The 18,542-nt window shown below is 69.1% G+C and carries 17 protein-coding genes and 1 pseudogene; 9 read left to right on the forward strand and 9 right to left on the reverse strand.

Translation table 11 applies throughout. The features are described 5' to 3' along the window. Positions 1 to 8: 8 nt before the first annotated feature. Entirely contained in the window at positions 9 to 563 is a 555-nt protein-coding gene (locus K3769_RS02070; protein ID WP_267024666.1) for a PadR family transcriptional regulator, read from the forward strand. A 139-nt stretch (positions 564 to 702) separates the two neighbouring features. Here K3769_RS02070 and K3769_RS02075 read toward each other — a convergent pair whose 3' ends face one another. Then, the gene (locus K3769_RS02075; RefSeq protein WP_267024667.1) at positions 703 to 1,269 is read right to left on the reverse strand and encodes a hypothetical protein; all 567 of its coding nucleotides are present in this window, start codon (positions 1,267 to 1,269) and stop codon (positions 703 to 705) included. 209 nt (positions 1,270 to 1,478) lie between these two features. Beyond that, positions 1,479 to 2,486: a fibronectin type III domain-containing protein gene (locus K3769_RS02080; RefSeq protein ID WP_267024668.1), complete on the reverse strand. Its 1,008-nt coding sequence runs from the start codon at positions 2,484 to 2,486 to the stop codon at positions 1,479 to 1,481. A gap of 392 nt (positions 2,487 to 2,878) precedes the next feature. Here K3769_RS02080 and K3769_RS02085 point away from each other — a divergent pair, with 392 nt between their 5' ends. Further along, positions 2,879 to 3,667: a glycoside hydrolase family 75 protein gene (locus tag K3769_RS02085; RefSeq protein WP_267024669.1), complete on the forward strand. Its 789-nt coding sequence runs from the start codon at positions 2,879 to 2,881 to the stop codon at positions 3,665 to 3,667. Between the two features lie 39 nt (positions 3,668 to 3,706). Here the strand turns inward: K3769_RS02085 and K3769_RS02090 are convergent, their stop codons facing one another. The 3 genes from K3769_RS02090 to dhaK form a co-directional block, all read right to left on the reverse strand. Continuing rightward, complete coding sequence (locus K3769_RS02090) at positions 3,707 to 4,162, reverse strand: PTS sugar transporter subunit IIA domain-containing protein (RefSeq protein ID WP_267024670.1); 456 nt, start codon at positions 4,160 to 4,162, stop codon at positions 3,707 to 3,709. Then, positions 4,155 to 4,754 (reverse strand): dihydroxyacetone kinase subunit DhaL, encoded by a 600-nt coding sequence (dhaL, locus tag K3769_RS02095; protein ID WP_267024671.1) that lies wholly within the window; start codon positions 4,752 to 4,754, stop codon positions 4,155 to 4,157. Before dhaL ends, K3769_RS02090 begins: the two co-directional genes overlap by 8 nt. Before the next feature lie 75 nt (positions 4,755 to 4,829). After that, a complete protein-coding gene (dhaK, locus tag K3769_RS02100) occupies positions 4,830 to 5,822 on the reverse strand; it encodes a dihydroxyacetone kinase subunit DhaK (RefSeq protein WP_267024672.1) in 993 nt (330 codons plus the stop codon). A 364-nt stretch (positions 5,823 to 6,186) separates the two neighbouring features. Here dhaK and K3769_RS02105 point away from each other — a divergent pair, with 364 nt between their 5' ends. The 5 genes from K3769_RS02105 to K3769_RS40845 all read left to right on the forward strand — a co-directional run bounded on the left by K3769_RS02105 (position 6,187) and on the right by K3769_RS40845 (position 13,034). Further along, positions 6,187 to 6,753, forward strand: coding sequence for a LysR family transcriptional regulator substrate-binding protein (locus K3769_RS02105; RefSeq protein WP_267024673.1), 567 nt, complete (start codon positions 6,187 to 6,189; stop codon positions 6,751 to 6,753). Beyond that, a complete protein-coding gene (locus K3769_RS02110) occupies positions 6,702 to 7,634 on the forward strand; it encodes an NAD-dependent epimerase/dehydratase family protein (protein ID WP_267024674.1) in 933 nt (310 codons plus the stop codon). The genes K3769_RS02105 and K3769_RS02110 overlap by 52 nt, the downstream gene beginning before the upstream one ends. Before the next feature lie 231 nt (positions 7,635 to 7,865). Further along, positions 7,866 to 9,776 carry an AfsR/SARP family transcriptional regulator gene (locus K3769_RS02115; RefSeq protein WP_267024821.1) on the forward strand — a complete coding sequence of 637 codons (1,911 nt, stop codon included), beginning with the start codon at positions 7,866 to 7,868 and terminating at the stop codon, positions 9,774 to 9,776. Positions 9,777 to 9,954: 178 nt separating this feature from the next. Further along, positions 9,955 to 11,817, forward strand: coding sequence for an FAD-binding protein (locus tag K3769_RS02120; RefSeq protein WP_267024675.1), 1,863 nt, complete (start codon positions 9,955 to 9,957; stop codon positions 11,815 to 11,817). Positions 11,818 to 11,981: 164 nt separating this feature from the next. Then, positions 11,982 to 13,034 carry a TetR/AcrR family transcriptional regulator gene (locus K3769_RS40845; RefSeq protein ID WP_267024676.1) on the forward strand — a complete coding sequence of 351 codons (1,053 nt, stop codon included), beginning with the start codon at positions 11,982 to 11,984 and terminating at the stop codon, positions 13,032 to 13,034. 1,001 nt (positions 13,035 to 14,035) lie between these two features. Here K3769_RS40845 and K3769_RS02130 read toward each other — a convergent pair. The 3 genes and pseudogenes from K3769_RS02130 to K3769_RS02140 form a co-directional block, all read right to left on the reverse strand. Further along, a pseudogene (locus tag K3769_RS02130) lies at positions 14,036 to 14,134 on the reverse strand (IS5/IS1182 family transposase); the annotation flags it as partial. A gap of 175 nt (positions 14,135 to 14,309) precedes the next feature. Further along, on the reverse strand, positions 14,310 to 14,882 hold the full coding sequence (locus K3769_RS02135) for a GNAT family N-acetyltransferase (protein WP_267024677.1): 573 nt from the start codon (positions 14,880 to 14,882) through the stop codon (positions 14,310 to 14,312). A 40-nt stretch (positions 14,883 to 14,922) separates the two neighbouring features. After that, the gene (locus tag K3769_RS02140) at positions 14,923 to 15,381 is read right to left on the reverse strand and encodes an Lrp/AsnC family transcriptional regulator (protein ID WP_267024678.1); all 459 of its coding nucleotides are present in this window, start codon (positions 15,379 to 15,381) and stop codon (positions 14,923 to 14,925) included. Positions 15,382 to 15,484: 103 nt separating this feature from the next. On the opposite strand from K3769_RS02140, the gene K3769_RS02145 reads away from it, so the two are divergent. Beyond that, a complete protein-coding gene (locus tag K3769_RS02145; RefSeq protein ID WP_267024679.1) occupies positions 15,485 to 15,889 on the forward strand; it encodes a DUF2000 domain-containing protein in 405 nt (134 codons plus the stop codon). Positions 15,890 to 16,182: 293 nt separating this feature from the next. Here the strand turns inward: K3769_RS02145 and K3769_RS02150 are convergent, their stop codons facing one another. Beyond that, a complete protein-coding gene (locus K3769_RS02150) occupies positions 16,183 to 16,509 on the reverse strand; it encodes a polyprenyl synthetase family protein (protein WP_267024680.1) in 327 nt (108 codons plus the stop codon). A 138-nt stretch (positions 16,510 to 16,647) separates the two neighbouring features. Between K3769_RS02150 and K3769_RS02155 the strand changes: the two genes are divergently transcribed. Further along, positions 16,648 to 17,928: a low temperature requirement protein A gene (locus K3769_RS02155; RefSeq protein ID WP_267024681.1), complete on the forward strand. Its 1,281-nt coding sequence runs from the start codon at positions 16,648 to 16,650 to the stop codon at positions 17,926 to 17,928. The last annotated feature ends 614 nt before the right edge of the window (positions 17,929 to 18,542 follow it).

The following is an 18,542-nucleotide window of genomic DNA, read 5'->3' on the forward strand; positions in this document are numbered from 1 at the left end:
TGAACCCCATGTCACTCCCGCACGCGATCCTCACCGCCCTGCTTGAGAAGCCGTCGTCGGGGCTGGAGCTGACCCGCCGCTTCGACCGGTCGATCGGCTACTTCTGGTCGGCTACGCATCAGCAGATCTATCGCGAGCTGGGAAAGCTGGAGGCCGAGGGCTCCATCAGGGCACTCGCCCCCCAGCAGCCGGCCCGTGGGCAGAAGAAGCGGTACGAGGTCCTGCCGGCGGGCCGCGCCGAACTGGCCCGCTGGACGGCCGCATCCCAGGACCCCAAGCCCCTGCGCGACACACTGCTGCTGCGGCTGCGCGCGGCGGCGGTGGTCGGCACCGCGGGCATCGGGGAGGATCTGCGCCGCCATCTCGACCTGCACAGGCGGCAGTTGGCGGAGTACGAGGAGATCCAGGAGCGTGACTTCCCACCCGGCAAGGACGCTCCCGCGGACCGGCTCCAGCACCTCGTCCTGCGTGCCGGGATCGATCTGGAGACCTTCTGGACGGGTTGGCTCACACACGCGCTGGAGGAGTTCGAACGCATCGCGGCCGAGGGCCCCACACCCTGACCGGCCCGACCACAGATGGCCCGACCACAGATGGCGCGACCACAGATGGTCTGGCCGCAGATGGTCCGGTCGAAGGTGGGCCGGGTACCCGATGTCCCGTCACCGCAGGTCGCCTGCCGTTCGGTCATCTGCCGCTCGGTCACCTGTGGTTCGGCTTGGAGCGCCGGCGCAGGACCCAGACGGTCGCCCCGACACCGGCGGCCACCAGGACCCCGCCCGCCGCGTAGGTGACGGTGCCGTAGTCCTGGCTGGTGCTGCCCATACCGCCCATCACCCCGCGCGACGGTGACGGCGTCGCCGCCGCCGTCCTCGTCGCCGAGATCGTGGGTGTCGAGGCCGGTGAGACGGTGACGGCCTGCGTGCCCGCCGTCGACCCGTCGGCGCAGACCACGACCACGGTGTAGGTGCCGGAGGTGACACTCGACCAGGCGGCGGACTGACTGCCGCTGGTCCCGGACAGGGTCACCTGGCGTCCCTGCGCGAAGTTCGCCTGACCGCTGGAGAGCAGTGAGGCGTTCCCCATCGATCCGTTGGACCTGGTGACGCACGCGGTGGTGGTCACCTGAACCGTCCCGCCGCTGGTGGTCACGTCGATCCCCGTGGCGGCAGCGGCGGCCACGCCGGGCAGGCCCGTGGCGAGGACGAGGGGCAGCGCGGCGACCGCCACGGCCTGCCCGGAGCGGACGAGTGTCTGAGAGATACGCATAGGACTGCCCTCCAGCGACACGGTGGCGGTACATCCCATGAGCCGCCGAGGGTCGGGAACGCCCGTGCCGCCTCAGCACCGAGCCAATGCGACCGCCACCGTTTCCGCATGCGGGCCAGGACCGTACAGGTGAACATTCCCCCCGGCGCTCGCCCGCGCAGTCTGCGCAGCCCGAGCAGCCCGAGCAGCCCGAGCCGCCCGCACGGCTCTCATGGTCGCCCGGTCGTCACCGTCCGCTCGGCCGAGAAGGCTCCCCACGTGCCGTCCGGCAGCTTCGCCCGGAGCCGTACCCGCTGGGTGAGTCCGGCCTCTCGGCCCACGTAGAAGCTGTACGTCGCCCTGCCGGGCGGAGGTGTCGCGCCCCAGACGAGCGAGGTGACCGGCTTGCGGTCGAGCTGGATCTGGTACTCCGTGATCACTCCGTCCACCTTCGGCTCGGTCCATGACAGGTCGACGTAGTACGCGCCGTCCTTGCGATGCGTGCCGGCGCGGAACGCGGAGGGCGCCATGCCCGTCCCGCTCTTCGCGTCTTTCGCGTCCTTCGCGTCGTCGGGGCCCGCCGGGGTGCTGATCCGGACGGCCTCGCTCGCGGGCGAGACGTTGTCCGCCGCGTCGCGCGCCCGGACCGTGAAGGAGTAGCGCGTTCCCGGCCGCAGCCCGGTGACGACGGTCGCCGTCTGGGCGCCGCCCACACTGTGGATCTTCGTGTCGCCCTGATAGACGTCGTACGAGGCCACACCCAGGTCGTCCGTGGACCGGGTCCAGGACAGTTGCGCGGCCCGGCTCCCGACTGCCTTCCCGCCGGGGTGTTCCGGGCGGCTCGGGGCCCGCTCGTCGGCGGCGGTCGCGGCGGGCGTGATGGCCCGGACCCGTTCGCTCGGCGGCCCCAGCCTGCCGTCGGCGTCCCGCGCCCGCACGGAGAAGGCGTAACGGGTGGACGGTCTGAGGCGGGTGATGTCGACCATGTACTCGGAACCGGGCACCTCCTTCACCTTGGTGGTGCCGCGGTAGACCTCGTAGCGGGTGACCTCTGGTCTTCCCGAGCTCCTGTTCCACATGACGTGCACGCTGGTCGCGCTGCCCGCCGCCGCGGTGACCCCGGCCGGAGCGCCGGGAGCCCGGTCGTCCTCATCCGGGCCCTGGCCCGTCGAACCGCAGGACACCGTCGTGAGCAGCGCGCCCCAGACCACGGCGGCTCGCAGGAGTACGCGTCGCACAGCCCTGCCTCCCTCGACCTTTCCGCAACGCAATTGGTCCGGACCAATATGACGCCCGGGGCGGGGCCGCAACAAGAGGGCCGCCGTTCGCGATTTCGGCCGAACGTTACGTATGCTGATCCTCTGAACGGCTGAACTCGCCCATGTCGCAGGGAAGTTCATGCCGACGGTGCGGAACGCTGTCGTCGCTGTTCCCGCGCCGGCGAGGGCGGCCGGGTGGCCGGAGTCGTCGACGAATCCGGCCACCCGGCCCCCGACGACACATCACCCGGTACGTCCCCGGCGTCGCGGGACGTGCTCCGTACGGCCCCCCAGCAGTGGCCGCACCGGCGGACCCCCACCAGATTGGGCCGAGTGTTCGTCGGTGCCCGCTCAGGAGAGGGTCCTTTATCGTGCGTGTCCGGTCACTGATGCTGGCCGCGGCCGGTGCCGCGCTGATCTCCCCCAGCGTGCTCCCCGGCGCCGCCCCGCCGCCCGACGCGGGGCACGAGCGTGCCGCGTACGACGGCCCGGGCGCGGGCCGGGTCCCGCGTGCGGGTGCCCCCGCGGACGCACCGAGGGCACCGAGTTCGACACCGCGTCCGACGCCGAGTCCCGGGAATGTCGCCGCAGCGGAACTCCTGGCAGCCGTGCGCGACTGCGACCCCGTCTCGGACGACCGCTTCAGCAGCGACGACGGCGAGCCGGCGGACATCGAGGTCTGCGGCAGGCGGGAGGCCGTCTTCTGGAAGGCCGACCTGGACGTCGACTGCGACGGCAGGCCGGGCCGGCACTGCAACGAACGCACCGACCCGCTCTTCTGCGACACCACCGCCTTCCAGCAGTCCGACGGACGCCAGCTGAGCGCCGAGCGACTGCCGTACGTGGTCGTCCCCGGGCCGAGTCACCGCTGGAACCACCGGGAGCACGACGTGCGGCGCGGGACGGTCGCCGCGGTCATCCACGGCGACCGTGTCCGGTACGCGGTCGTCGGCGACATCGGCCCCGAGGGCATCATCGGCGAGGCCTCGTACGCCCTGGCCCGGAATCTCGGGATCCGCCCCGACCCGAAGGGCGGCGGAGCGGCGTCCGGCGTCACCTACATCCTGTTCAAGGGCTCCGGCGCCTCTCCCATCGAGAGCCCCGCCGCGGCGGAGGCCCAAGGGGAACGGCTGGCCCGCGCACTGGTCGGCCGCAGCTGACCCCTGACCCCTGACCCCTGCCTCCACGACGTGCCGGTCTCACACCTTCCGGTACGTGTACGCCTCGGCCGCCGCGGCCTCCACCGCCGCCAGGTCCGCTCCGGCGGACGCCGTGACGACCGCCGCCACCGCGCCCTCGACGAACGGCGCGTCCACCAGCCGGGTGTCCGGCGGCAGTTCGTCGCCCTCGGCCAGCAGTGCCTTCACCGTGAGGACCGCGCTGCCGAGATCGGTCAGCACGGCGACACCGGCCCCGCGGTCCACAGTGGCCGCCGCGGCGGAGATCAGCTCGGAACTGGTGCCCAGGCCGCCGTCCCCGTCACCGCCCGCCGCCGCGACCGGGGCGAGCGTGCCGCCGCCCGCGAGCCCGGTGGCCAGCTCGGCGACCGACGCGGCCACCGCGGCGCTGTGCGACACGAGCACGACGCCCACGAGCTTCGCGCCGTCACCCGCGGCCGTTTCGCCGTCCACGGGGTCACTCACGAGGTCACTCACCGGCTGTCTCCGCGAGCGCCGCGATCAAGATCGCCGAGGAGGTGGCACCCGGATCCTGGTGCCCGATACTGCGTTCGCCCAGGTAGCTCGCCCGGCCCTTGCGAGCCTGCAGCGGCGTGGTCGCCAGAGCGCCCTCCTCCGCGGCGGACCGCGCGGCGGCGAAGGACTGTCCCAGCGCGTCGACCGCCGGCAGAAGGGCGTCGATCATCGTCTTGTCGCCGGGCGCCGCGCCGCCGAGCTGCATGACGGCGTCCACACCGGTACGCAGTGCCTGCGCGAACTCCCGCTCGTCGATCTCGGCGGCCTCACCGAGCGCCTTGCCGGTGCGCCGGAGCAGAGTCCCGTACAACGGGCCCGAGGCGCCGCCCACCGTCGAGATCAGGGTGCGTCCGGCGAGCGTCAGGACGGCACCGGGTGTGTCCGGCCCGTCCTTCTCCAGGGCGGCCGTGACGGCCCGGAAGCCGCGCTCCAGATTGCTGCCGTGATCGGCGTCGCCGATCGGCGAGTCGAGGGCGGTGAGCCGTTCCGCCTCGTGTTCCACGGACACGGCGGTCGCCGTCATCCAACGGCGGAAGAAGTCGGCGTCGAGCACTGGATCTCCTTGCGTGGTGGAGGTGTTGCGGGGTGGAGCCGGGAGGTACGAGGAGGGGGACGGACCAGCGGCCCCTCACATGCCCCAGCGCAGACCCGCGGTGCGCACCGGCGCGTCCCACAGCCGCAGCAGGTCCTCGTCGACCTGGCACAGGGTCACCGAGGCGCCGGCCATGTCGAGCGAGGTGACGTAGTTGCCGACGAGGGTGCGGGCCACCGGGACCCCGCGGTCGGCCAGGATCCGCTGCACCTCCGCGTTGAAGCCGTACAGCTCCAGCAGCGGGGTGGCGCCCATGCCGTTCACCAGCACCAGGACGGGGTTGCGCGGGTTCAGGTCCTCCAGGACGGCGTTCACCGAGAAGTCGGCGATCTCCCGCGAGGTCATCATCGCCCGCCGCTCCCGGCCGGGTTCGCCGTGGATACCGACGCCCAGCTCCAGTTCGCCCGCGGGCAGATCGAAGGTGGGGCTGCCCTTGGCGGGCGTGGAGCAGGCGCTGAGCGCGACACCGAAACTGCGCGCGTTCTCGTTGACCTGGCGGGCCAGCGCCTCGACCCGCTCCAGCGGCCGGCCCTCCTCGGCCGCGGCGCCCGCGATCTTCTCCACGAACAGCGTCGCGCCGGTGCCGCGCCGGCCGGCCGTGTAGAGGCTGTCGGTGACCGCCACGTCGTCGTCGACGAGCACCTTGGCGATCTGGATGCCCTCGTCCTCGGCCAGCTCCGCGGCCATGTCGAAGTTGAGGACGTCACCGGTGTAGTTCTTCACGATGAAAAGCACTCCGGCGCCGCTGTCCACGGCGGCGGCGGCCCGTACCATCTGGTCCGGCACCGGGCTGGTGAACACCTCGCCGGGACAGGCTGCGGACAGCATCCCGGGGCCCACGAATCCGCCGTGCAGCGGCTCGTGCCCCGACCCGCCGCCCGAGACGAGCCCCACCTTCCCGTCCACCGGGGCGTCCCGCCGCACGATGACCCGGTTCTCGACATCCACGGTCAGCTCGGGATGCGCGGCGGCCATGCCCCGCAGCGCGTCCGCCACCACGGTCTCCGCGACGTTGATGAGCATTTTCATCAGTACCTCCTAGGGAGCTTAGCAGGCGGGCTTCCGACCTGCATTTTTGCTGGTCAAAGGGTGTGGGACGAGTTATGGACCTTGGCGGTCCGTGGCGATCGAAAACGGACTGTGGCGGTACTGATGCTGACCCAATGCTGACTTTGCTGACGGTCTGCCAGGTTTCTGTGCGGCTGCAGGAGGGACGGTAGCGGGGTTGTCATCCGCAGTATCGACCTTGCAGCAGCGAAGGTCACGTGTGTGGCTACGTGCGCGGGGGGTTGGCTCGGCGGGGGAGAGGCTCACCGCCGCGGGACGGGTCGCGGTCGCTGACGCCCGACGGGCGGTCGAGGCGGCTACCGCCGCTGTTCGATCGGCTCGGGCGGTGGGAGAAGCCGGGGGCGGGTTGCTGCGGATCGGCTGCGCACAAAGCCTTACCGTCGCTTTGCTCGCCCCGGTGCTCCGCGACTGGCGCCGGCGTCATCCGGACGTGGTCATCACCCTGTATGAGCTCGCCGTCATGGACGAGGCGCTGAGGCTGGTCGAGTCCGACGAGGTTGACGTCGCGGTACTGCCGGACCCTCCGTCCGACCGTTTTCAGGTCACTGCCATCACCAAGGAGGAGATCGTGCTGGCTGCGCCCACCGGCCACCCACCGGCCACCCACTGGCCACCCACCGGCCACCCACTGGCCCAACGGGCCTCAGTGCGGATCCAGGACCTCGATGGCGCCCCCCTCGTGCACTACACGGCGCACAACCGCCTCGGTGCGTGGCTCGACCAGTCCTTCGCCCGGGCCGGGGTCAACCCGGAGAACAACGGGTGGCTCCTGGTCGCTGCACACCACATGACCCCGCCCGCAGCGAGCGGGAAGCGTCCTACACGAGGAAGAAGGCTCCCATGTCACAGGCGTTCGTCACGGGTGGCTCCGGTTTCATCGGACAGGCCCTGATCCGCCGGCTTGTCGCAGAAGGCCACGCGGTCCGCGCACTGGTCCGCAGCGAAGCGTCGGCCGACAAGGTCGCGGCCGTCGGCGCGCAGCCGGTGCAGGGCGAGTTGACGGACGCAGCCAGCTGGCAAGAGGCGGTGACAGGCAGTGAGGTGCTGTTCCACCTCGCCGCCAAGACGGACATCACCGCCGACCGCGAGCGCCACGAGCAGGTGACGGTCGGTGGCACCCGAGCGGTTGTGCAAGCGGCCCGTACCGCGGGGGTGGCCACCTTCGTCCACTGCGGCAGCGAGGCGGCGCTCCTGGCCGGCGAACCGCTGCTGGACGTGGACGAGACCGCACCGCTGCGGCCGGGCTCCGAAGCCGCCTACTGCGCGGGCAAGGCCATCGCCGAACAGATCGTGCTGGACGCCGACGCACCGGGCTTCACCACCGTCTCCATACGACCGCGGTTCGTCTGGGGCCCCGACAGCAGCCTGACCGAAGGCCTGGCCGCTGCGGCCAAGGCCGGGCAGTTCGCCTGGATCGACGGCGGCCGGCACACCACCGATGTGACATACGTGGACAATGCCGTCGAGGGCTTGATACTCGGCTGGCGGCACGGCCGGCCGGGTCAGGCGTACTTCGTCACCGACCGGCATCCAGTCGTCCTGCGGGATTTCCTGGAGACGATTTTCTCGCTCTACGGCGTCGACGCGCCCATCCCCGACCTGGACGCCGAAACCGCCGCCCAGGTAGTGCCGGTGCCCGCCCGGTGGTTCGTCGGACAGCCGTGCACGCTGCGCACCGACAAAGCCGTGACCGAACTGGGGTACCGGCCCATCGTCCCGCACGCCGCCGGTTTCGCCGCCGTGAAGGAAGCGCTCGCATCCGACGCCGGGTGACGGCCTGCGAGGTCACACCTGACCGTGGTGCCCGCCCCGGGTCCCGGTACGACCGCGGGTGTGGAGCCGGCCCCGCTGAATGCCCGGTCGTCGTGTGTGGCCGGGCGCATCGGTGTGGGTCCGGTCAGCGGTGAACCTGGACCCACGGATCGCCGTTCCAGCTCCGCGTGGCGGCCTCGCCGACCGGGCCGGAACGGGGCAGACATGAGAGAGATAGGGTGCGGTCGCGTGATGCGTCTTGCAATTCTTGGTCCTGTCCGTGCATGGCGGCGGGACGAGGAGATCGACCTCGGATCTCCGCAGCAGCGTGGACTGCTCGCGCTGCTGCTTCTGCATGAAGGGCGCCCGGTGGAAACCGAGGCGATTCTGGAGGCCCTGTGGGGCGAGCACGGGCCTCGCGGCGCTCGGGGCACCGTTCGCACGTACGTCTACCGTCTGCGCCCGATTCTCGGCGACATGGCGGTCATTGAGTCGACCGGCACCGGCTACCGTCTCACGGTCCGTGACGGAACCCTTGACCTGAGGAGATTTCGAGAGCTGACCGCGCAGGCGCACCGGGCACGCCGCGCCGGCGCCGCGGCGAGTGCTGCCGATCTCCTGCGCCAGGCACTCGACACCTGGCAGGGACCGGCCCTCTCGGGTGTCCGGGGCCCCTTCTTCGAGCTTGAGCGTGATCGGCTGGAGGAGTTGAGACTGGCTGCGCTGGAGGAGGTTTTCGAGCTTGAGCTGGAGGTCGGCGGACAGTCTGATCTGACGTCCGAAATTCGGGCAGCCGTGATGGAGCACCCACTGCGGGAGCGGCTGCACGAACAGCTCATGTCGTCGTTGTTCCGTGCCGGCCGCCGAGCCGAGGCGCTGGCCGTCTTCCAGCGCACACGGCAGCTTCTGCGTGAAGAGCTGGGTGTGGACCCCGGGCCCGCACTTCGATCTCTCCACAGCCGTATCCTGCGCGAGGCCGAGGACCCGCCCGCCCCTGCGGGCCGTGATCTGTCCTCGCCGCTCGAGCGCACGCCGGTTCCGGCTCAGCTCCCGGCGGACCCGGCAGTGTTCACCGGGCGCCGTGCGGAGATCGCGGAACTGTCCTTGACACTGCGTGATGCTGCGCACGCTCCGGTCGTCGGCATCACAGGCTTGGGCGGGATGGGCAAGACGACGCTCGCCGTCCACGTTGCACACACCCAGCGCCACCTGTTTCCCGATGGGCAACTCTTCGTCGACCTCGGCGGCTTCAAGAACCCGGTCGGCCCGCGGGAGGTGCTCGGCCAGTTCTTGCGTGCGGTCGGGGTGTCGCGGCTGCCGGCATCGCTGGACGAACGTGCCGCGCTGTGGCGTACGACCGTGTCAGTGCGCCGCCTGTTGATCGTCCTGGACGCAGCATCCAGCGGTGAGCAGGTACGTCCCCTGCTACCGGCCTCCCCGGGCTGTGCCGTCATCATGACCAGTGCGCGCCGCATCGTCGATCTGCCCGGAATCCCCTGGCTGCGTCTCGGCGTCCTACAGCCCGAGGACGCGTTGCACTTGCTCGCCGCCATCTCCGGCACCCGGCGGGTGTTCGCGGAGCAGGAAGCGGCCAGTCGCCTGGTGCAGGCCTGCTCCTACCAGCCGCTCTCGGTGCATGTGGCGGCGGCCCGGTTGGATGCCCGGCCGTCGTGGACGATCGACCAGATCCTGGCCCAGCTCGAAGATGATCTGCGCCAGCCGGTCGTCATGCATGAGGACTGCAAGATCGTCGACAAACCGTTCCGTGAAGCCCAGGCGCGCATGGACGCCGTCCACCGCAACGCCTTCCACCTCGCCGCCGTTCCCGACTGCGGCCGACTGGACGCCGCCATGGCCGCGGCGGTGCTCGACCTGCCCGTCAACGAAGCCACAGCCGTCATGGAAGCCCTCGTCGACGCCCATGTGGTGGAGACCGGTGAGAACGGCGACTACCACTTCCTCGGGCTCGTCAAGGCGTTCGCGCGGCGCCAAGCCCTCAACGGCTTGGGACACGAGCACTGCCAGCAAGCGCTGCACCGGCTGCTGCGCCACTGCCTGACCGGCAAGAACGCGGTCGGCGAAAGGGACCTGCGCGCGGTACTGGAGCAGATCACTGATCTTCCGGACGCTCTTGCGGAAGAGGTGTCGCTCTCGCTGCCCTGATTCCCGCAGTGGCCGCGCGAGGCGACGCACCCGCATAGCCCCCGTATCACCGCATCGCCCGTATCGCCCGCGTCACCCGCGGTGAGAACGTGCGGAAGACCACCTGCGTCCCGTGGGCGAAACGCTTCGTCGACGCGCCATCGACGCCACGTCGACAAGCGCTCGATGCAATGCACGCATGCTCGATTCACTCACACGCGCCGCTTTGGCAGCGAAGATCACCGGCCCCGTACTCGGACCGGAAGACGAAGGGTTCGCCGATGAGTGCGCGCCCTTCAACCTCGCCGTGACCCACCACCCTTGTGTCGTTGTCGGAGCCGCGAACAGCACCGACGTGCAAGTCGCCGTTCGCTTCGCTGCACAGCGGCGTCTCCCGGTCGCCGTCATGGCCACCGGCCACCAGGCGACGATCCCGGCCGACGACGCGGTCCTCATCACCACTCACCGCATGGCGCAGGTGAGCATCGACCCCTCAGCCCGCACAGCCCGCGTAACGGCGGGAGCCCGCTGGCAGCAAGTGATCGACGCGGCGACCCCGTTCGGGCTCGCCCCGCTCAACGGCTCCTCACCGCTCGTCGGAGTCATCGGCTACACCCTCGGCGGGGGCTTGAGCCCCACCATGGGCCGCGCCCACGGATGGGCAGCCGACCACGTCACCTCTGTGGAGGTGGTGACAGCCGATGGCGAGTTGCGCCATGTCGACGACGCGTCGGAACCCGACTTGTTCTGGGCGCTGCGCGGCGGCAAGAGCAACTTCGGTGTCGTCACCGCCATGGAGTTCGCGCTCTTCCCGGTCCAACAGCTGTGGGCGGGCGGCCTCTTCTTCGACGGTGCCGACGCAGCAGCCGTCCTGCACGCCTATGCCCAGGTCACGGCCGAAGCCCCGAACGAGTTGAGCTCATCGATCGCCCTGCTGCGCCTGCCGGCCCTGCCCGGCGTGCCCGCCTTCCTGGCTGACCGCTTCGCCGTGCATGTCCGCGTTTCCTACCTCGGCCCGGAAGCCGAGGCTGCCGGGCTGGTTGCGTCGCTGCGGGCGGCCGCACCTGTCCTCGCGGACACTCTGGGTCCGATGCCCTACGCGTCCTTCGCCCAGATCCACAACGATCCGGCGGATCCGGCGCCGTTCATGGAACGTACCGCGATGCTGCGCTCACTGACCGCCGAAGCCGTCGAGGAGATCCTGACCGCCGCGGGCCCGACGGCCGACTGCCCGGTGCACTTCGTCGAACTGCGTCACCTTGGCGGCGCCCTGGCCCAGACCGCGGACAACGCCGTCGGACACCGGGACGCCCAGTTCGCACTCTGGATCGTGGGCGTCGGGGTACCCGATGCCTTCACCGCCATGAACGCCTACGCCGATGAGCTTCTGCAGCGGATGCGCCCCTGGTCCACCGGCGGACGCTACCTGAACTTCATGGCCGCCCAGGACACCGGCGTCACCGATGTGAGCGCCGCCTACGACGAAGCCGACTACCACCGGCTCCGCAGCATCAAAGGGCGCTTCGACCCGGACAACCTCTTCCGCCTCAACCACAACATTCCCCCCAAGGATGGCCCGATGTCCGGCGACAAGCTGCAGCTCTTGATCGACCACGCCGCGATCGCCGATGCACTGCACCGCTACACAGCCGGCCTCGACCACGGCGACGCCGATCTGCTCGCCTCGTCACTCACCGAGGACGCCATGGTCGACCTGACGCCGGCCACGAGCAAGATCGGTCTCGACTTCCCCACGCTCAAGCCGCGCGACATTGTCGTGGGAGCCCTCATCCCGGCGGTCGGCCCACTCGACACCAGCCACGTGATCAGCAACATCCGCGCCACCGTCGACGGCGACACCGCCCACGTGTACTGCTATGCGATGGCTCAGCACTACCTGCCGCAGGAAGGCCCCAAACCGGACCGGACCCGGCACGCACTGATGATGAACCGCTACGACGCGGACCTGACGCGCGACGGAAGTACATGGCGCATCAGCCGGCTGACGATCGACAACGCCTGGTTCGAGGGCGACGAGACCGTCCTGCTTCCCGGCGACTGATCTCAGAGCGAGACGGTCCCACCGGGGTGACACCCTCCATCCGCAGCGCGTCACCCCGGTGCTGCCGGGCCGCACCCGCCCGGCTCATGAAACCGCCACTGGCGGGCCGGCTACACCCAAGCCTTCGACGCCCGCACTCCACGATCCATTTGGGAGCGTTCTGAGTGTCCACCCCCGATAAGCCCCACCCTCCCCAGCACTCACACCCCAACAGCGTCCAGGAACGACTCAAGGCCCTCATACGGGACTTCCGCCACGGCGCGTGGCAGCCGACCGGCCTCGAGCATCGGCTGGCCGAGCATCTTGCGCAGTCGGCCGCCGGGTCCGGGTCGCTCAGCGCTGTCAGCATCCGAGCCGCGGTATGGGAGGGCTCGATGACGGCCATCCACGAAAACGGCGGACGCTTCATCACCCTTCTGGCCGATCTGCTGCCGCTGGTCGAGAAGCCCGACGCAGCCGCGCTGCACACTGCCGGCCTGGCGCTGGACCTCATCGAGACGGTCACACAGGAGGCACCGCACCGACAAGCTGCTCCTCCGCCGGGAGCATGCCCCTGTCCGAGCATGGCAGGCAACCATCACAGCGGGATACCACCCGCGCCCCGGACACCGCATCTTCGCGAGGACAGCAGGCGGCTGCGCGTGGACGCGGCACGCAATCACGCCCGCCTGCTCGACGCCGCGGCACGGATAGCGCAAGAGCACGGGCTGAAGCACCTCACCATGGAAGCGGTGGCCACCGCGGCAGGTGTCGGGAAAGGCACCGTCTTTCGGCGGTTCGGCGACCGCACAGGTCTGCTGCAGGCCCTGCTGCAGCACTCCGAGGACACCTTCCAGGCCGCCCACCTCAACGGCTTGGACCAGGCGGACGGCCGGGACAAGGCGATCCAGCAGCTTCGCGCATTCGGGGTGGCCGCCATACGGCGCTATGCCGAGGAGATGGAGCTCCAGATAGCCGCCGAGCCCTCCCCCGACCAGCGTTACCGGCGCGCACCTCGCCGCTCGTACCACGAGCGGGTCAGCGTCCTGCTCAGCCTGGCTGCACCGGAAGCAGACGCAGAACTGTTCAGCCACGCGCTGCTGGGCTACCTGGAGCCCGCCCTTCTCCGGCATCTGAGCGACCAGTGCAACCTACCGCTGCAACGGCTGGAAAAAGGCTGGCTCGAACTGGTCTCCCGACTCACCCAAGAGGACACAGCTCCACACGACGTGGCCTGAGGACCGCCAACGATGACTACGAGGTCCTTGGTCGACAAGCGGGCCTACGTCTTCTCCAGACCCAGGCGCCGACGAGGTGGAGCGCGGGCTGCCGGGCGATGATGTGGCCTGTCTGCTGGCGGAGTTGATGGCGACTGTCCGCCTCTCTGCTGCCGAGGGCGGTCTCACAGATGTGGGGTCGCAGGAGGAGAGGGAATGGTTCGACGGTGTCGTACAGAGCCGACCGGATGTCCAGGCACGCTTGCAGTGCGGCCAGTTCGTCACGATCGCGCTCTCTCCACGTGTCCTCGTGCCAGGGTTGCCACTCCCAGTTGACTCGGTCGCGTGCCGGACCTCCCCCGTAGGCGGCTGACTGAGCCACCTGACCCAGCCGGCTGAGCAGGGCGGCTCGAAAGCTGCGTGGTGGACCGTCGTCCCAGGGGAAGTGTCCCCTGGAAACTTGCGCACCAGCTTGTAGATGCGCCCGCGCACCCACGCCTGCGGATCTCGCCGCCTTGTCTCCGCCCAGGCTCCTGACGGTCCGACGCCGCTGCTGCCGGAGACCCCAGTGCTGGGCCTCGATCCGGCCACTGCCGTCCGAGACGGCAGCCCTGGCCCGTCTCGTGGAACGCTCCCGAGGACCGGTCGCCGCGGCCTGCCTCGTCGTCGGGTACGAGGGTGATGCGCTCGATCCCCTGTTCGTCAGCACCCCCAACTGGCGCCGGCTGACAGGCTAGCCGAAGCCGAAGCCGAAGCCGAAGCCATGTGCGGTCGGCCAGTGGTCCGCAGCCCGCAACACAGTCGGCTGACCACAGGCGAGGAGCCAAACTGCAGAGAGATCGGTCAAGGTTCAGCGAGACCGGGCGGTCTGACTGTTGCAGTAGACCCTGCGGGGTGAAGGGGCGGATCGCGTAGCAGGTGGTTGCGGTCCGAGGCCGCGTTGTCCGTCGTCAGGCCGCTTTCACGTTGTCCGGTGCACAGCCCGGCATCACCTGGTCAAGTTCAGTGAGCCTTTTCCCTCTTCACCCTGAGCAGGTCAAACGAAGGGTGAGTACGGCTTGGACGAGGCTGGTGATTCGGGTGGTCGAGCACCGCAGTTTGCGGAGGAGCCGCCAGGATTTGGGGGCGGTGGGCCGGCGGCGGCAGCGGCGGGCTTCCGGCCCGCGGCCGCACCACGGCGAGACGTACCGAACCGTCGACGGATCGGTACGTCGTCGACAAGGACCACGATGTGGTCGGGCCGTATCCGGATCCGCCTGAGCGGACGCAGTCGCACCCTCTTCACCCCGGCTGTTCTCACGAAGAGTGGATGAGCCACTCGAGTTCGGACCCACGCGGTTGCCTGTCCGTGAGTATCCGTGCTTCTTCGCCCGGGTGTGCGGCGCTCGGGCCTCTCCAGACAACCCGAAGCCCTGCGCTGATCAACGCTCGTTCCGATCCGGCGTTCTTGGCCAAGGTTCGAGCGGTGACGGTTCGGTTCGGGAACGAGACCTGGGCGGCATTGACCGCCGCGGTCGCCAACTCGGTCGCGTAGCCGCGGCCCCAGGCGGCCGGCGCGATACTCAGCCCCAGATTCCAGAGGTCGGCGGAGAGGGTACGGACGCCGCCGATGCCGACGAAGGTGCCCGAGGGGAGCCGCCCATCCGCACTGTCGGCTCGGAGGAACGCGGTCCAGATCCCCAGCCCGGTTGCGCATCGGCTCAGCTCTGCGGCGTCTATGAATCGAGTGGTGGTCTTTTCCGCGTCGGCGGGGGAGCCGTCGAGGTAGGTCCACACGCGTTGATCTTCGAACATGGTGAGCAGGAGCGCCCGATGCCGGGGGAGCAGCGGCTCCAGCCGCAACGAGGACGTGAAGGTCGGCGTGGTCATGCGAGTTCCTGTTCACGGTCGGGGTGGCAGCGTCGCGTTCTCATGGACCATCGACGGGCTCGATGACCTCGGCGCGTCGGCTGAGATAGATGATCGAGGACCGGATGTCGGCGATTTCGGGCCGCCGGGCGAGTTGAAGAACGAACTCGCGCAGTTCGTCGGTAGTGGGAACGGCGACGTGCGCGAGGAGGTCGGCCTCGCCGGTGACCATGTACACGGCGATCACATCGGGGAGATCCGAGACCGCGTCGCAGAAGGCGGACGCAGTCGGAAGCGCTTGAGGCCGGATCTTGATCGACACATGCGCCTGCACACTTCTCCCGATCCCACCGAGATCGACCGCGGCGTGGAAACCGGTGATGACGCCCCGGTCCTGAAGTGCCGCCACCCGAGCCAGGCAGGTGGAGTCGGCAACGCCGAGTTCGCGGGCGAGCTGCCGGTTGCTGAGCCGAGCATCTTGCTGCAACCGGCGCACGATCGTGCGATCTGTTTCGTCCACAACACCCCCCAGACGTTCCAACCGAACTAGTTTCGGTTTCGAGCCAATCTAGCCGAAACATGCGTAGCCTTGCCGTCGAGAAAGCGACAATGAGTGAGGTTCCATGGCAGGCAAACTAGTGATCGTCGTCGACGAAGGGCTGGAGCGCGGGGTGGCGGCCAACGTCATCGGGCTGCTCGGTATCAGTGTCGGGCGCCATGTCGAGGGGATTGTCGGACCCGACGTCATGGACGCCTCGGGCATCTCTCATCGCGGCATGAGCACCATCGGGCTCCCGGTGCTTGCCGCAGACGACGATGCTCTCAACCGGCTGTACCAAGAGGCCTCGGATCATCCCGGCATCACGGTGCTTGACGTCACCGACGTGGCCGTTTCCTCGCGCGACTACGACACGTACACCCAGCGACTGCAAGACCGGGAGCGAGGGTGGCGTCCGCTGGGTCTTGCTCTCACTGGGCCCAGGCGTCAAGTCGACCGCCTCACCGGCAGGCTGGGGCTGCTCCGGTGACAGCCACGACCAGCAGGGTCCGCCCCGTGCGGTATCCGCTCTGGGCCAGAGGCACGACAGCACCTTTCGCAATCGCCGTCTCCGCGCTGAATCTGGGCTCCGCCGTCACGTCGCTGTCACTGCCCCTGGGCGGGATGGGCGACGATTTCGGCTTCGGTGCGGGCACCGGCCCTTTCCAACTTGCAGCAGGAGCGAGCCGGTCGGACTGACAAGGTGGTGAAGCCCCTGGTAGACGGGTTCACGACCGAGATCCACTGTCCGCCAGGAGCTTCGCGTGATTGTCTACCCGTCGTCTATCGACCTGCCCAGTCGCACCCTGCGGTTCCTGTCCGGACGGCTCCTTGCCCGTCCGTCCTGTCGGCTTCTGACAGGACGTCGAACGCGGTCAGCATCGTTGCGTCCGTGGACCGGGCTGCGGACGACGGGCCCAAAACCTGCCACGCCGCTGCCCGGTGGCGCCGCACCGTGTCACCATCCAGAACATCGTCGTAGAGCAGCGACAGGTTGTGCACCATCTCCACCCTCGCAGCTCCCTCTCGCAAGCGTCGCCCGCGCTCCGCAACACCGCATCGACCGTGCCCACCGGCAAGCCCCCAATCGTCAGCTCCACACCAAACCATGCGCCTCTCCGCCCCGGCTGTCGGCGGGCAGGATTCCTCCAGGGCTCCGTCATGGTGGGCCCGGCCGGTACATAACTTCGCCGCCGCCCCGGCAGTGCGGTCGGGCGGGCACGAGAAGCGTCAGAAATACTGCTGCACATGAATGAACCCAGACCCACCAGCACGTCCGGCAAGCTCGGTCTGTCGCGACGGCTGGTCCCCATGACCGGCCGTGACCCGGAAGAGCACGGACGGACGGCCTCGCCGTTGGAGCTACTTTTCGACCTGACCTTCGTGGTCGCCGTCGGCACAGCGGCGTTTCAGTTCGCCGAGATGGTCGCCGAAGGGCATGCAGGCCAGGCGGTCATCGCATTCGTGCTGGCGATGTTCGCGATCAGCGTCGCCTGGATCAGCTTCAGCTGGTTCGCCTCCGCCTTCGCCACCGACGACTGGCTTTACCGGGGCCTGACGATGCTGCAGATGATCGGCGTTGTCATCTTCTCGCTCGGCCTGCCCGCGATGTTCCACTCCGTCGAGGAGGGCAGTCACCTCGAACTACGCGCCATGGTCATCGGCTACGTCGTGATGCGGATCGCGATGGTGCTCCAGTGGTGGCGCGCCGCCCGGCAGTCCCCCTCGTTCCACGATGTCGGCATGGCCAACATCCGCTGGACGCTGATCGTCCAGGCAGGCTGGATCGTCGTGGCCTTCGTCCACATGCCGATCGCCGTCGTCTTCGTTGTGTTCGGCATCCTAGGCGCCCTCGAACTCGTCCTGCCGGTGCTGACGCAGGGCTCCGCGGGAGGCACGCCCTGGCACCCGCACCACGTCGCCGAACGGTACGGACTCTTCGCGATCATCGTCCTCGGCGAGGGGGTCGTCGGTACGGTCGCCTCCTCCGGTGATCTCCTGGGCGGAGGGGACGGCACTCACTGGACCTGGAACGCCATCGCCGTGGTCATCGCTGGTGTGGGCCTGACCTTCGGTATGTGGTGGATGTACTTCCTGACGCCGTTCGGCGACATCCTGGTACACCGACGCAAGCGCGGATACCTCTTCGGTTACGGCCACATCCCCTTGTTCATCGGCGTCGCCGCAGCAGGCGCCGGGCTCCACGTCGCGGGCCTGTACATGGAACACCACGCCAAGATCTCCGGCACCGCCGTCGTCCTCGCCCTCGCTCTCCCGGTCGGCCTCTACACGCTGATGATCTACCTCCTGCACGCCCTGCTGCTGTCCACGGCCGACCGCTTCCACATCCTTCTGGTCGCCCTCACCATCGCCGTACTGCTCGCGGCAGTCCTCCTGGCCGCCGCCGGCCTGTCCATCGCGATGTGTCTGCTCGTGGTCATGCTCGCGCCGTTCGTCACCGTGATCGGCTACGAGACGATCGGCCACCGCCACCAACAGCAGATGCTCGACGAGCTCGGTAGGCAGTAGACGCCGGCGGGGACCCCGATTGGTCCAGGTGACCGGTGGTACGGGCCGCCGTCGCAGCTCGGCCCTCTCCGGGCCCGCTCGCCGAGCCGGACGTCGGGTAGGCGAAAGGCCCTCCTCGAAGCCCACCTCCACGAGCGCATCTGCGCCGTGTCCTTGCCGCGCTTGTACGCGTTGAGGGCGTGACGCACACACAGGGCTGGGCCCCCACGTCGGGTCCTGCGCGGTCCGCGACTCCGATTCCTGCGCGATGTCGGCGACGCGTTATTTCCCCCCGAGGCGAAGGGGGCCTTGACCCAAGGTCGGGTGGTTAGCGTATTTCCTCTGGTGGCCGGCACTCCACCCGCCACCACCGCGGCCGTCATCAGCACTGTCACGAACACCCGCATGAATAATCGAATTGGCACGTCGAAAACCTTGGGGAATCGGGCAACCGTATATGTAGAGCGCAGGAACGAACCGGTCTCGTTCCCGGGAACTATCCCGGCTGCTCCGCGGGGATTATCAAGATGCGCTGTTCGTTCGCATATGGATAAGTGACAGCTGTGGCAGCACGAAATTCATCTGCTGTGGCGCGGCGGACAGCAGGCAGTGGGTGCTTGCCGCTCTGAGCTGGT

Origin of the sequence: Streptomyces ortus (genome assembly GCF_026341275.1) — a bacterium.
GTDB classification, from domain to species: Bacteria; Actinomycetota; Actinomycetes; order Streptomycetales; family Streptomycetaceae; genus Streptomyces; species Streptomyces ortus.

Bases quoted from the DNA above. Each gene is read 5' to 3' on its own strand.
- K3769_RS02070 (WP_267024666.1), top strand. From the start codon at position 9: ATGTCACTCCCGCACGCGATCCTCACCGCCCTGCTTGAGAAGCCGTCG.
- K3769_RS02075 (WP_267024667.1), bottom strand. From the start codon at position 1,269: ATGCGTATCTCTCAGACACTCGTCCGCTCCGGGCAGGCCGTGGCGGTC.
- dhaK (WP_267024672.1), bottom strand. From the start codon at position 5,822: ATGAAAATGCTCATCAACGTCGCGGAGACCGTGGTGGCGGACGCGCTG.
- K3769_RS02110 (WP_267024674.1), top strand. From the start codon at position 6,702: ATGTCACAGGCGTTCGTCACGGGTGGCTCCGGTTTCATCGGACAGGCC.
- K3769_RS02115 (WP_267024821.1), top strand. From the start codon at position 7,866: ATGCGTCTTGCAATTCTTGGTCCTGTCCGTGCATGGCGGCGGGACGAG.
- K3769_RS02120 (WP_267024675.1), top strand. From the start codon at position 9,955: ATGCTCGATTCACTCACACGCGCCGCTTTGGCAGCGAAGATCACCGGC.
- K3769_RS02135 (WP_267024677.1), bottom strand. From the start codon at position 14,882: ATGACCACGCCGACCTTCACGTCCTCGTTGCGGCTGGAGCCGCTGCTC.
- K3769_RS02145 (WP_267024679.1), top strand. From the start codon at position 15,485: ATGGCAGGCAAACTAGTGATCGTCGTCGACGAAGGGCTGGAGCGCGGG.
- K3769_RS02150 (WP_267024680.1), bottom strand. From the start codon at position 16,509: ATGGTTTGGTGTGGAGCTGACGATTGGGGGCTTGCCGGTGGGCACGGT.
- K3769_RS02155 (WP_267024681.1), top strand. From the start codon at position 16,648: ATGAATGAACCCAGACCCACCAGCACGTCCGGCAAGCTCGGTCTGTCG.